Source organism: Nonomuraea sp. NPDC049400, from assembly GCF_044466425.1.
GTDB lineage: Bacteria > Actinomycetota > Actinomycetes > Streptosporangiales > Streptosporangiaceae > Nonomuraea.
This window is the reverse complement of sequence record NZ_JBITMP010000002.1, coordinates 158803-171737: the sequence shown is the minus strand read 5'-3', so window position 1 is coordinate 171737 and position 12935 is coordinate 158803. Positions and strand designations below refer to the sequence as shown.

Here is a 12935-nt window from a genome sequence, read left to right as displayed (position 1 = left end):
ATCCAAAATACGAAGGAGTCCGGATGGTCACCCCGACCGCGCTGTTCGCCCTGGACACGCTGCTGACCGAGGAGGAGCGGGAGATCAGGACCACGGTCAGGCGCGTGTGCGACCGGGAGATCCGCCCGCACGTCGCCGCCTGGTTCGAGGCCGGGGAGCTGCCGGCGCGCGAGCTGGCCCGCACGCTCGGCTCGGTCGGCGTGCTCGGCATGCACCTCGACGGGTACGGCTGCGCCGGCATGGGCGCGGTCTCGTACGGGCTGGCCTGCCTGGAGCTGGAGGCGGCGGACTCCGGGCTGCGCAGCCTGGTGTCGGTGCAGGGCTCGCTCGCGATGTACGCCATCTGGAAGTACGGCAGCGAGGAGCAGAAGCAGGAGTGGCTGCCCGCGATGGCAGCCGGCGAGCGCATCGGCTGCTTCGGCCTCACCGAGCCGGACTTCGGCTCCGACCCGGCGGGCATGCGGACCACGGCCAAGCGCGAGGGCGGCGACTGGGTGCTGAACGGCACCAAGATGTGGATCACCAACGGCTCGGTCTCGGACGTGGCGGTGGTCTGGGCGCGTACTGACGAGGGGATCAGGGGCTTCCTGGTCCCGGCGGGCACGCCGGGCTTCACCGTGAACGACGTCAAGCACAAGGTCTCGCTGCGCGCGAGCGTGACGAGCGAGCTGGTGCTCGACGGCGTGCGCCTGCCGGGCGAGGCCGTGCTGCCGGGCGCCAGGGGCCTGTCCGGGCCGCTCGGCTGCCTGAACGAGGCGCGCTTCGGGATCGTGTTCGGGGCGATGGGGGCGGCGCTCGACTGCCTGGAGACGGCCATCGTATACGCGGGCGACCGCGAGGTGTTCGCCAGGCCGCTGGCGTCGTACCAGCTCACCCAGGAAAAGCTCGCCGACATGGCGCTGGAGCTGGGCAAGGGACTGCTGCTGGCCGTGCACCTCGGCAGGCTGAAGGAGGCGGGCACGATCACCCCCGAGCAGGTGAGCGCCGGCAAACTGAACAACGTGCGCGAGGCTCTGGAGATCGCCAGGAAGTGCCGCACGCTGCTCGGAGCGAGCGGCATCACCCTGGAGTACCCGGTGATCAGACACGCCGTGAACCTCGAGTCGGTGCTGACCTACGAGGGCACCTCCGAGATCCACGCCCTGGTCCTGGGCAAGGCGCTCACCGGGATCGGCGCGTTTCACTGATCAGAACGTCTGCCAGGTCGCCTCGGTGACCTGGCACGGCCCGCCCTGGTGCACCCGCAGCCGCCCGGCGGGCAGGTCAAGCGCGATCGTCGCGACGGTCTCCCACCGCTGGTTGATCGGCTGTGTCTGGTCCGGGTGGGCGCAGACGGGCGCGTCGTCGGGGCCGTGGCTGAGCATGGCCAGCGCCCGCGTGGTGTGGTCGTCGCTCTTCAGGTCCTCGGTGCTGGCCCGCAGGTGCTGGAGCCTGGCGTACGTGCTGGGCCGGTCGGTGGCGTGCCGCTCCCCCGCCGCCAGGTCGGGGTCGAGGAAGTGGTTGCAGTGCTGCAGCACGCCGCCCGGTTCCGGCGGGATGACGGCGACCCCGGCCGGGGAGATCTCGATCGAGGCCGCGTCCGACGAGGTCACGGCCGTGATGACGGTCGAGGCCGACACCGTGGCGGAGCGGGCGATGTCGGCGGCCTCCTCGACCGTGGTGGCGTCGTCCAGGATCCTGCGGGCGATCAGGTGCACGGGCACGCCGAGGTCGGCGGTGTCGGAGTCGTGGCGCAGGATGTTGAAGTGGATGCCGAGCCCGGCCGTGTTCACCCCGATCTTGGCCAGCGCCCCGGCCTCGGTGAAGGTGCGCACGACATGTCCGGGGCGCGGCTCCAGCTCCCAGAGCATGGGCGCGTCGCGCAGGTGGTCGTGCCAGTCCCAGGTCTGCACCGTACGCGGCGGCAGGTCCGTCCCCGGCAGCACGACGGAGGTGGAGCACTCCCCCTCACCGGTCGCGTCGATGGCGGCCAGGATCTCGGTGCGCGCGTTGACGACGGCGACCTGCCAGGGCTTCACACCGGCGCCGGCCGCGATCCCGGCGATCTCCTCCGCCAGGTGCGGCGCCCAGTCGGCGCTGCGCTCGAATGCCTGCTCCCCCCACGCGCGGACCTGCGCCGTTGTGGCGCCCGCGACGGCGAACAGGTCTGAGTAGCCGGCGAGGTTGGCGATGATCGCCTTGCGCCGGTGCGCGCCGAGCTCCTTGCCGCGCGCGCGGGGATCGATTTCCGACGACGTGAAGGTGGGAAAAGTCATGAACCATCCATCAGGTCGGCGAGCCTGGGGTTCTCGGTGGCGAACGAGGCGCGGACGCGCGCGTACCGCTCGGCGTCGATGTCCTGGCTCAGCTTGAACATGCTCTTCTCGGTATGCACATGCACCCGAAAAGCCACTACCCCAGGCAGCAGCGCGGCGAACCTCTCCCTCGACGCCGGGGTCGGCTCCCAGGCGGGCGAGCGGAGCGACTCCAGGGCCGCGACGGTCCGCTCCACCACGTCGAGCGCGTCGTCGAGCAGCTCCACCCGGCCTGTCACGTGCACGGCCGCGTAGTTCCAGGTCGGCACGGCCGGGTCGGTGGCGTACACGGTGGGCGAGACGTACCCGTGCGGCCCGGAGAAGACCACGAGCACGTCGGGCGCGGACTCGAAGGAGCGCCAGTGGGGGTTGGCGCGAGCCATGTGGCCGACCAGGGTGTCGTCGTCCGGGATGACGGGGACGTGCGTGGCGACGGGGACGCCGTCCACCGCGCTGACGACCAGGGCGAACGGGTTCTCCCTGATCAGCGCGGCGGCTCGGGCCGGGTCCTCGGCGGCGTAGCGGGGGAAGACGTGCATGGCTACTCGACGGCGCTCAGGACGGCGTCCCAGGCGACCTCGGACGCGAGCGTCCCGAGGCCCGTGGGCTTGACGCTCACCAGGTCCACCTCGTCCGTGGTCATCGCGAACAGCACGTCGCCGTCGTTCATGGTGTGGAACGGCTGGATGCCGCGGTGCATGGAGCTGTGCACCTGGCGGCCGATCTGGAGCAGCTCGATGTCGGTCAGCTTCACGTTCGTCACCATCACGGTCAGCGTGGTGTTGCCCATGACGACCGGGGCGGGGTCGCCGATGGCGGCGGCGTAGTCGGCGCCCGGGTGGCGGCGGGCGCCCTCCTCGGCGTGGTAGTTGCCGCGCACCACTTGGCCCTGCCGGTCGGTGACCGCGCCGACCGCGTTGACCACGGTCGCCACCAGCACCTTGGCCTCGCCGAACGTGCCGAACGCCGCCCCCTGGCCGGCGAACTCGGCCCGGCCGAAGTCCACCTTGCCCGCGCTCGCCGTGCGTCCCGCGCCGCACCGGCCCACCGGGAAGCGGCCTTCTACGGCGTTGCGCAGCGCGGCCCTGCCCAGCTCGGCGTCCGGGTAGACGGCGGTGTCCCTGGCGGAGAAGTCGTAGATCACCGCGCCGGACACGAGCTGGAGGTCGTCCCACCTGGTCCGGTTGTCCCTGCGGGCCAGCAGCTCGTCGCTCACGCCCGCCGCGGCGGCCAGCCCGTACACCGAGCCGCCGGCGAAGCAGATGGCGTGGTTGAACTCGTACCCGCCGCTCATGCCGACCGCGCCGCCGCGCGCGTCCACCGCCGTGCGCGCGCCGGCCGGGACGTGGATCACGGTGCACCCGGTGGGGCCCTCCGCGTACTCCGCCGTGCCGACGAGCACGCCGGGCAGGTCGAACGCGACGGACCCGCGTCCGGGGCTGGCCTGCGGGGCCAGCGGCAGGTCCGCGTTGCGCGGCACGCCGGGCGCGAACGCGGACGGTGTGGCGAGCCGGGGCTCATTGCTCACAGCGTCTTTCACAGGGCCTCCAGGAGCTGCTTCGAGTACTCGTGGGCGGGTGCGGTGTAGAAGGTGGCGGTGTCGGCGGTCTCGACGATCTCACCCTTGCGCATGACGGCGATCCGGTCGGCGACGTAGCGGACCGCGCCGAGGTCGTGGGAGATGAACAGGGCGCTGAAGCCGTACTCGGCCTGCAGGTCCTTGATGAGATTGAGGATCTGCACCTGCACGGAGACGTCCAGCGCGCTGACGGCCTCGTCGAACACGATGAACCTGGGCCTGGTGACCAGCGCCCTGGCGATGGACACGCGCTGCCGCTGGCCGCCGGACAACTCGTGCGGGTACCGGCCGGCGAACGACGCCTCGAGGCCGACGTGCGCCAGCATCTCGGTGACCGCGTCGCCGGCGGGGCGGCCCAGCACGGTCAGGGGCTCGGCGACGCTCTGGCCGACGCGCATGCGCGGGTTCAGCGACCAGTGGGGGTGCTGGAGCACGGCCTGCATCCGGCCCGCCAGCTCACGCCGCCGCTTGGGGAACGGGCGGCCGTCGAACCTGACCGTGCCGGAGGTGGGCCGCTGCAGGCCCAGCGCCACCCGGCTCGTGGTCGTCTTGCCCGAGCCGGACTCGCCGACCAGCCCGAGCGTCTCGCCCTCGGCCACGGAGAGGGAGACGTGTCTCATGGCGTCCAGGTGAATCCGCCTGAAGGGCGGCCCGGCGGCGAAGGTCACTGTGACGTCGTCAAGCTCCAGAATCATGCCGCGACCTCCCCGGCCCGGTGACAGAGGACCTCGTGGTTGCCCGCCTTCACCGGCTCCGGGCGCTCGTGGTGGCAACGCTCGACCGCGAACGCGCACCGTGGCGCGAAGGCGCAGCCGGGCGACGGGCCGGTGAGGACGGGCGGCCGCCCGGGCACCGGCTCCAGCCGGACGCCGTGAGCCGCCGCCGCGGGCGCCGATCCGGCCAGCGCCGCCGTGTACGGGTGGGCGGGCGTGCCGAGCACCTCGCGGGCGGGTCCGGACTCGACGACGCGGCCCCCGTACATGACCGCGACCCGGTCGCACCTGCGGGCGACGGCGGGCAGGTCGTGGCTGAGCCACAGGATGCTCGTCCCGGCCTCGGCGGCCAGCGAGAAGACCACGTTCAGCACCTCCTCGCGCACCTGGCTGTCCAGTGCGGCGGTCGGCTCGTCGGCGACGAGCAGCTCGGGTGAGGTGGCCATGGCCATCGCGATGGCCACCCGCTGCGCCATGCCGCCGGAGAGCTGATGCGGGTACGCGCGCACGACGCGGGGGTCGTCGAGCTTGACCCGGCCCAGGTGGAAGCCCACGTCGGCGCCGCGCCCGAGCACCAGGCGCAGCTGGTCGCCGACGCGCATGGTCGGGTCGAGCGAGGCGATCGGGTCCTGGAAGACGAACCCGAGATGCCGTTTCCGCAGGTGGCGCAGCTGCTTGGGGGGCAGGTCGAACACCGGCTGCCCGGACACCACGACCTCTCCCTCGCTCCGCCGGGCCGTCCCGGGCAGCAGGCGGCCGACGGCCGAGCCGAGCGTGGACTTGCCTGAGCCGCTCTCACCGACCAGGCCGACCGTCTCGCCCTGCGCCACCTCCAGGTCGGCGCCGTCCAGCGCCCTGGTCGCGGCGTAGTCGATCACCAGGTTCCGCACCGTGAGCAGGCTCATGTGAGTGACCTCGTCTCCCTGGGCTCGAGCCGGTCGCGCAGCCCGTCGCCCACCACGTTGATCGCCAGGATGGCCGCCACGAGCACGACGCCCGGGCCGAGGATCAGCCAGGGTGCGGCGATCATGTAGGTGCCGCCCTGCTGGATCAGCACGCCGAGCGAGGCCTGCGGCGGCTGCACGCCGAACCCGAGGAAGCTCAGCCCGCCCTCGACCGCGATCCCCACCGACAGCGCGTACGTGCCCTGCACCGCGATCGTGCCCGCCACGTTCGGCAGCACATGACGGCCGAGCACGCGCGGCAGCCGGGCGCCGCTGATGACGGCCGAGGTGACGTAGTCGCGCTGCGACACGGCCACGGCGGCGGCCCGCACCAGCCGGGTCATCAGCGGGATCGTCACCAGCACGATGCCGGCCAGCGCCGCCAGCTGGCCAGGGCCGAGCACGGCGGCGACCAGGATCGCCAGCACGATGGCCGGGAAGGAGTAGAGCACCTCCACCAGCCGCATCACCAGCTCGTTCAGGTAGCCGCCGCGGTATCCGGCGATGATGCCGAACGTCGCGCTCAGCGCCGCCGTCACCAGCACGGCGACCGACGACAACAACAGCGTCGTGCCGACGCCCTCCATGACACGTGGCAGCACCGAGCGGCCCAGGTTGTCGGTGCCCAGCCACCAGCCTGGCCCCGGCGGCTGCAGGCGCGGCCCGACGATCGCGTCCGGGTCTCCCCCGGCCCCGACCAGCGAGCCCAGCGCGAACACCACCAGCACGGCCAGGCAGACGAGCCCGCCGATGGACAGCCGGTCCAGCCTCCTCATGAGCGCCTCCCCGCCAGCACGCCGAGCCTCGGGTCCAGAACCCCGACGAGCAGGTCGATCAGCACGTTCATCACGATGAACACCGCCGCCGCGAGCAGCACGCCCGCCTGCACGACCGCGTAGTCGCGGCGGCCCACGGCCTGCACGATGTACGAGCCGATGCCCGGCAGGTTGAACACGTGCTCCACGATCAGCGCCCCGCCCAGCAGGTACGCGGTGATCGTGCCGAGCAGCGTGACCACGGGCGTGGCGGCGTTGCGCAGGATGTGGTGCCTGACGATGAACCACGGCGACTCGCCGCGCCCGACGGCCGCCGTGACGTACGGCTCGACCAGCACGCCCAGCACCGCGTCCCGGGTGGTCCGCGCGGTGACCGAGATGGCGAACACCGACAGGACGGCGGCGGGCAGCACCATCGCGGCCAGGTTCGCGCCCGGGTCCCGGGTGAACGGCACCCAAGCGCCGACCTCCAGGCCGAGCGCGTACCGGGAGAACACGAACACGACCAGGCTGCCCAGCACGAACTCCGGCACGCTGACGCCCAGCCCGCTGAGCAGCCGCCCCGCCGTCCCGCCGCCGCCCGGTCTGCCGCGCACGGCGGTGAGCACGCCCAAGGGCACCCCCGCCAGCGCGCTGACGGCCACGGCCAGCACGGTCAGCTCGGCCGTCACCGGCAGGCGGGCCAGGATCTCCGTGCCGACCGGCTGGCGGCTGATCATGGAGATGCCGAAGTCGCCGCCCGCGACGGCGCCCAGCCAGTGCCCGTACTGCAGGAACACCGGCTGGTCGAGCCCGTAGCGGGCGGCCAGCTCCGCCTTCTGCTCCGCCGTGGCGAACGGGCCGAGCACGGTCTCGGCGAAGCCGCCGGGCATCAGGCGCACGGCCGCGAAGATCAGCACGGAGACGCCCAGGAGTGTGGCGGCCGAGCTGAGTGCCCGGCCGGACCACCACATCAGCAGGCGCATGACTACTGCGCCTTCTTCACGCGGGCGTCGGCGACCAGGCGCAGCACGTTGCCGTACCCCTCGGTGGCGTACAGGCTGGGGCTGAGCGCGTCGGTGCGGAACGCGACCGTGGCAGGGCGGGTGACCAGCGGGATCATCTGCCCGTCCGCGTCGGCCTTCGCGCAGACGGCCGCCAGCGCCTTGCCACGCGCGGCGCCCGCGGGCTCCTTGCCCGCCGCGTCGATGAGGGCGTTCAGCTCCTTGTCCGGCTTCATGAAGCCGGCGTTGAAGCCGGCCGTCTCCGGGTTCCACCACTTGGTGACCATGCCGGGGTCGGCGTAACCGGCGAACCAGGACAGCGCGGCGTCGAACTCGGCGGGCGCCTTGCCGTACACCTTGCCCGACCAGCCGGCCTCGTCCAGCTGCTCGATCTTCACGGTGATGCCGGCCTGCTGGAGGTTCTGCTGGATCACCTGGGCGACCGCGGGGGCGGGCTCGGTGGCGAAGATGCTGAGCGTGAACGTCAGGCTCTGCGCGCCCGCCTCGGCCAGCAGCTTCTTGGCCTCGTCCAGGCTCTTCGACGCCGACGGCAGCGCAGCCGGGTCGCACGCGCCGGGCAGGCCCGCCGGGGTGACGGCGGTCGGCTTGCCCTTGCCGCCGAGCGCCACGTCGGCGATCTGCTGCTGGTCGAGCGCGATGGCGACGGCCTGGCGCACCCTCGGGTCGGCGAACTTCGAGTTCGGGGCCTGGGTGTTGAGCATCAGGTAGTAGAAGTCGGTGGTGGCCTGGGTGACGACCTGGACGTTCTTCGCCCCGGCCAGCATGCTCGCGGAGTCGACGTTGCCCAGCGTGGCCAGGGCGGCACCGCCGTTCTGCAGGGCGGCGATGCGCGCGGCCTCCTCCGGCGCGATCGTGATGTTGACGGCGTCGGCCGCCGGCTTCCCCTTCGCCCAGTACTTGTCGTTGCGCTTGAAGGTCCACGACACGTCCTGGCGGTGGTTCCCGACCACGTACGGGCCGGTGCCGAGCAGCGTCTTGGCCGGGTCGACCGACTTGTCGTCGATCTCCTTCATGGGCAGGACGGCGGCGGGCACGTTGGCCAGGGCGGCCAGGAACGGCGTGTACGGCTCGCTGAGGGTGACCTTGACCGTGCGGTCGCCGTCCTTGGTGACCGACTTGACCGGGCCGAGCTGGCCACGCCAGACCGACTTCGACGCCAGCAGGCGCTTCAGGCTGCCCACCACGTCGTCGGCGGTCATCTCGCGGCCGTTGGAGAAGGTGACGCCCTCCCGCAGGTGGAAGACGTACGTCTTGGGGTCGGGGGTCTCCCACTTGTCGGCCAGCAGCGGCTGGACGCTGAAGTCGGGGCCCACCGTGACCAGCGTCTCGTAGGACAACGAGAGCAGCTGCCAGGTGGTGGCGACGTCGGCCAGCTGCGGGTCGTACCCGGTGGCGGCGCCGCTGTCGATGTGCACCGCGAGGTTGAGCGTGCCCCCGGCGGGCAGCGACTGGTCGGCTTCTGCGAGGTAGCCGGTCTTCGCCGGTGCGGCTTCCGGCTGAGGGTTCGTCGCGGCGCAGGCCGAGGCCAGCAGGGCGACCATGACACCGCAGGCCAGGCGTAGGGGACGCATGGGCCTCTTCTCCTCTAATGACAGGAACGTTCGGCGGCGCTCGGCGGGACGTCGAGCGTGGGGTTGCGGTCGAAGAACCCGACCGGCTTGAGTACGAACCCGCAGGTGTCGACCGGCATGATCGGCCAGTCCTCGGTGCGGGGGAAATGCGTCAGGCCGAACGTGTGCCACAGCACGATGTCCTGCCCGTCGATGTCGCGGTCGGCCCTGGTGTAGGCGGGCAGGCCCGCGCCGCCGGGATGCTGGTTGACCAGGTCCCCGGCGGGATAGCGCTCCGCGGGGTGATAGTGCGTCACCCACAGATGGCTGGTGGCGAACTCGGCCCGCTGCGTGATGGACGCGTCCGGGTTCGCCAGCAGGGTCGGCTTGCCCTCGGGGTGCAGGGCGTAGCCGACCGGGCGGCCGAGGCGGTTGCGCACCTCGGGGTTCACGACGTGCCAGGTGCGCTCCTTGGCGAGGTCGGCGTCGCGCCGCGCCGCCCGCTCGCTGCGCAGCCGTCTCGCGGTGCGGCCGAAGGCGTTGCCGTACGGGTTCGCCGCGCTGATCGGATGAGGAGCCGCCTCGACCTCGTCCACCGCGTTCGCCACGCCGTCCACCGTCATGTCCAGCCGGGCGCTGAACAGGTGCTGGTGGTACGGCGCCGCCAGCCCCGGCGCGACCTCCGAGCCGTAGGGCGCGGCGCGGTCGTCGTAGGCCCCCGTGAACACAATGCCGGTGGCCTTGACCTCCAGCTCGATGGTGCCGTCGAGGTAGAGGTACCAGTAGAAGCCGTAGTCGTAGTTGCCCACGGTGACGAAGAACGAGATCACCAGGCGCCGCTGCCGGCGGGTCTGCCTGGAGCCGTTGGCCGGATCGGTGTGCTTCCACAGCACGCCGTAGTCCTCCTCGTGCATGCAGATCGCATTGGTGATCACCTTGGGCACGCCGGCGCCGTCCGTCACGACGGCGTCGAAGTACGTGATCTCGCCGAGGCAGTCGCAGCCCAGCTCCAGCGAGTTGGCCAGCTTGCCGAGCTGGTACTCGCCGGTGTCGAAGTAGTTCTGCCAGAACCGGATCGGGCTCGGGTCGCCGTACGGGACCAGCATCTCGGCCACCGACGCGCGGTAGACGATCGGCCTGGTGCGACCGCCGTCCTCGAAGCCGATCTGGTGCAGGGTGAGCCCCTCGCGCATGTCGTACCCGAGGCGCAGGCTCCACTTCTCCCAGGTGACCAGCGGGCCGTCGACCGTGAAGCTGGGTCCCTCCGGCTGGGTGATATGGATGGGCTTCTGCGAGGTGCGGTGCGGGCCGTGGTGGTAGTCGCCGGGCTCGTCCGGGATCGGCTGGGGACCGGTGTCCACGATCTCCATGACCTCGCCCTTGACCAGGTCCACGTACGCGACCAGGCCGTCCACGGGGTAGGCCCACGGGAGGCTCTCGGGGGTGGGCATCCGGTGCGCCAGCACCCTCGCCACCCGCCTGCCCTGCTCCTTGGCCAGGCCGAAGTGCCCCGCGCTCAGCGCCGCCAGATAGACGCCCGCCGGGTCCTCGATGCCCCGCCGCCGCAGCGCCTCGGCCCACTGCGCGTCTTCTCTCAGCACCTTCCTGACCAGGGCGTGCTCCTCGTCCAGCATGGGCACCTGGCCGTCGGTGACCGGATCGATCGGCCTGCGCGCCTCGACCGTGCCCGCGCTGATCGACACGATCACGTCCTCGGCCGCCTCGGTGGCCAGGTCCAGGAGGAAGGCGCGGGCGCGGCGCGCGATGGAAGTTGCCGGCTCGTACGCCAGCACCTCGCCCTTCGGCGGCTCCTCGAGGCCGAGGTAGGCCACCCGCACCGTGTCGGTCAGCAGACCCTCCTCCATCAGGATCCGCCTGACCTCGTCGATCTCCCGCGGGGCGAGGGGGTCGAGAGGATGGGGATGCTTCCCGGTGGTCAGGTGCAACGTTCCGCCCCTTTCTGCTGCCGGAACGTTCCGGCAAGGTTTCGGCTAACCTAATCGCGGCCGGCGGACGGAGACAAGACCCAAAAGCCACCTGAAACAGACCGTTTACCGGAGCGCCCGCCCATGAGGCGCGCCGAACCGGCCGCTCACGAGAGGCGAAGGGGGAGCCGAACTTGCCCGGAGAAGGAGGACGATCAGGCCGCTACCATCGGGGCGTGCAGGCAGACGAGCGAACAGGACGCGATACGCGTGCGGCGGAGGAGCCGGTCACGATCCTCACCGTCGCCCGGGAGGCGGGGGTGTCCAAGACGACGGCCTCCGACGCGCTGCGCGGCTCCGGGCGGGTGTCGGAGCGCACCCGGGAGGCGGTCGCGCGGGTCGCCGAGCGGCTCGGCTACGTGCCCAACGGCTCGGCCAGGCATCTGCGCAAGGCCAGCACCGGCACCATCGGCCTGCACGTGCCGGAGGTCCTGACCCGCTCCTCGTACTACATGTCGTTCGTCTTCGGCGTGGTCGAGCAGGCGGCGCGGCACGACTACGACGTCACGCTGATCACGTCCGGCCAGCGCCGCTCACGGCCGCCGCGCGTGGACGGCCTGGTGCTCGGCGACCCGCTCGGGGGCGACCCGGTGGTGGAGAGCCTGATGGCGACGGGGCTGCCGACGGTCTCGTGCGAACGCTTCCCCGGTTCCCGGCAGGCCGACGGGGTGGTGTGGTCGGAGCACGCCGCGATGCTGGTCCGCCTGCTCGACCACCTGCGCGAGTCGGGCGCGTCCCGGCCTGCGCTCATCGTGGCCGGGGACGAGAGCGACTGGGCGGCCAGCGTGCACCGGGGCTATCTGGAGTGGTGCGCCGCGCACGAGGTCGCGCCGCTGGTGCGGCGGGTGTCGTTCGACGCGTCGGGCGACGAGGTCCGGGCCGCCGCCCGCGCCCTCCTCGACGCCCGGCAGGCCGGCGGGCCGCTGGACGCCCTGGTGTGCGCCCCGGCGGGGGCGGCGGCCGAGGTGGCGCCGCTGTTGCGGGAGACCGGGGTGAGGCTCGCCTCGTGCGTGGACAACGCCGCCACCCGCCAGTCGGACCCGCCGATCACCGCGATCGACCTGCGCCCGAAGGAGGCGGGGGCGAGCTGCGCGGAGCTGCTGTTCGAGCTGCTGTCCGGGTCCGCGCCGATGGGCACCGAGCGCGTACACCCGATAGAGCTCAACATCCGCGCCTCGACCCGCCCCCACCCCTGACGGCTCAGCCGAAGTTGACGTCGCTGCAGAAGTAGAACGTCTGGTCCATGTGCGAGGCCTGCCAGATCGTGTAGATCACGTGACGGCCGGTGCGCGAGCCCTTGCTGATGTTGTTGATCATGTACACGTCACCGGGCGCGTACCTGGGGGTCGTGCGGACCAGTTCCAGGTGGTTCCATCCCAGGGGCGTGGTGAGGGCGTTGTAACCCTGGCGGGTGATGTAGACCCTGATGTAGTCCGCGCCGTGCCTGGCCTGGTCGTTCAGGCGGATGTTGAACGTCGCGGCGAGGTTCGCCATCGTCCACGCTCCCGGCGTGTCCATGGAGCGGTAGCGCCCGCCTTCGGTCAGTCCGGCGCTGCACAGCTGGCCATTGGGAATGACGGCCTCATGGTTGCCGCCGACCCCGTTGCGGTAGAGGCCGTTCCAGTTCCACATGGCGTTGGTGTTGTCCTGCCATGCCTGCCAGCACATGGGGTCCTGCTGCTGCATGGCGGGGTTCTGGAAGTCGCTGCCCCAGCGCAGCCAGCAGCCGTAGTTGCGGGAGGCGGGGTCGACGACCGAGCCGTGCGCCGACGCGGGGCCGGCCAGGGCGATGGCGAAGATCATCGCGGTGGAGAGCAGCAGCGCCAGGGCGCGCCGCGCCCAGCGGTGGGGTCCTTTGGGCATAGTGCGATCTCCGTGTTCCGGTCGGGGGGTTCCGGTGATGGGGAGCGCTCCGCGGGGTGACGGTATCTGACGGCATGAGTCCGCATCAAATGACGGACCATGTCAATGTGCCCCTCCGGTGCCGGATTGAAGGCCGATGTCCCGGATGAGCAGCGGAAAGGGCTTTCCCTTAGGCCTCCAAACCGGTGAAACTTTCACCATCGTCCAATTTCGCGCCGTGCCCATCC

At 71.7% G+C, this 12935-nt stretch carries 12 protein-coding genes; 2 read left to right on the top strand and 10 right to left on the bottom strand.

What is annotated here, in order from left to right; translation table 11 throughout:
- The first annotated feature begins 23 nt into the window (after positions 1–23).
- Complete coding sequence (locus ACIBVN_RS02790) at positions 24–1187, top strand: acyl-CoA dehydrogenase family protein (RefSeq protein ID WP_397131942.1); 1164 nt, start codon at positions 24–26, stop codon at positions 1185–1187.
- Here the strand turns inward: ACIBVN_RS02790 and ACIBVN_RS02785 are convergent, their stop codons facing one another.
- Genes ACIBVN_RS02785 through ACIBVN_RS02745 form a run of 9 tightly spaced genes read right to left on the bottom strand, consistent with a single transcriptional unit; the run spans position 1188 to position 10806 of the window.
- Positions 1188–2255, bottom strand: coding sequence for a C45 family autoproteolytic acyltransferase/hydolase (locus ACIBVN_RS02785; protein WP_397131940.1), 1068 nt, complete (start codon positions 2253–2255; stop codon positions 1188–1190).
- Entirely contained in the window at positions 2252–2833 is a 582-nt protein-coding gene (locus ACIBVN_RS02780) for an FMN-binding negative transcriptional regulator (RefSeq protein ID WP_397131938.1), read from the bottom strand. The genes ACIBVN_RS02785 and ACIBVN_RS02780 overlap by 4 nt, the downstream gene beginning before the upstream one ends.
- Positions 2834–2835: 2 nt before the next feature.
- Positions 2836–3834, bottom strand: a complete 999-nt coding sequence (locus ACIBVN_RS02775) for a P1 family peptidase (RefSeq protein WP_397131936.1) — start codon at positions 3832–3834, stop codon at positions 2836–2838.
- Positions 3831–4568, bottom strand: coding sequence for an ABC transporter ATP-binding protein (locus ACIBVN_RS02770; RefSeq protein ID WP_397131934.1), 738 nt, complete (start codon positions 4566–4568; stop codon positions 3831–3833). The genes ACIBVN_RS02775 and ACIBVN_RS02770 overlap by 4 nt, the downstream gene beginning before the upstream one ends.
- Positions 4565–5491, bottom strand: a complete 927-nt coding sequence (locus ACIBVN_RS02765; RefSeq protein ID WP_397131932.1) for an ABC transporter ATP-binding protein — start codon at positions 5489–5491, stop codon at positions 4565–4567. The genes ACIBVN_RS02770 and ACIBVN_RS02765 overlap by 4 nt, the downstream gene beginning before the upstream one ends.
- On the bottom strand, positions 5488–6306 hold the full coding sequence (locus ACIBVN_RS02760) for an ABC transporter permease (protein ID WP_397131930.1): 819 nt from the start codon (positions 6304–6306) through the stop codon (positions 5488–5490). Before ACIBVN_RS02760 ends, ACIBVN_RS02765 begins: the two co-directional genes overlap by 4 nt.
- Positions 6303–7271, bottom strand: coding sequence for an ABC transporter permease (locus ACIBVN_RS02755; RefSeq protein ID WP_397131928.1), 969 nt, complete (start codon positions 7269–7271; stop codon positions 6303–6305). The genes ACIBVN_RS02760 and ACIBVN_RS02755 overlap by 4 nt, the downstream gene beginning before the upstream one ends.
- 2 nt (positions 7272–7273) lie before the next feature.
- On the bottom strand, positions 7274–8881 hold the full coding sequence (locus tag ACIBVN_RS02750) for an ABC transporter substrate-binding protein (protein ID WP_397131926.1): 1608 nt from the start codon (positions 8879–8881) through the stop codon (positions 7274–7276).
- A gap of 14 nt (positions 8882–8895) precedes the next feature.
- Positions 8896–10806 carry a primary-amine oxidase gene (locus ACIBVN_RS02745; RefSeq protein WP_397131924.1) on the bottom strand — a complete coding sequence of 637 codons (1911 nt, stop codon included), beginning with the start codon at positions 10804–10806 and terminating at the stop codon, positions 8896–8898.
- A 215-nt stretch (positions 10807–11021) separates the two neighbouring features.
- On the opposite strand from ACIBVN_RS02745, the gene ACIBVN_RS02740 reads away from it, so the two are divergent.
- The gene (locus tag ACIBVN_RS02740; RefSeq protein ID WP_397131922.1) at positions 11022–12041 is read left to right on the top strand and encodes a LacI family DNA-binding transcriptional regulator; all 1020 of its coding nucleotides are present in this window, start codon (positions 11022–11024) and stop codon (positions 12039–12041) included.
- Between the two features lie 4 nt (positions 12042–12045).
- Here the strand turns inward: ACIBVN_RS02740 and ACIBVN_RS02735 are convergent, their stop codons facing one another.
- Positions 12046–12708 (bottom strand): lytic polysaccharide monooxygenase, encoded by a 663-nt coding sequence (locus tag ACIBVN_RS02735; RefSeq protein WP_397131920.1) that lies wholly within the window; start codon positions 12706–12708, stop codon positions 12046–12048.
- Positions 12709–12935: the final 227 nt, after the last annotated feature.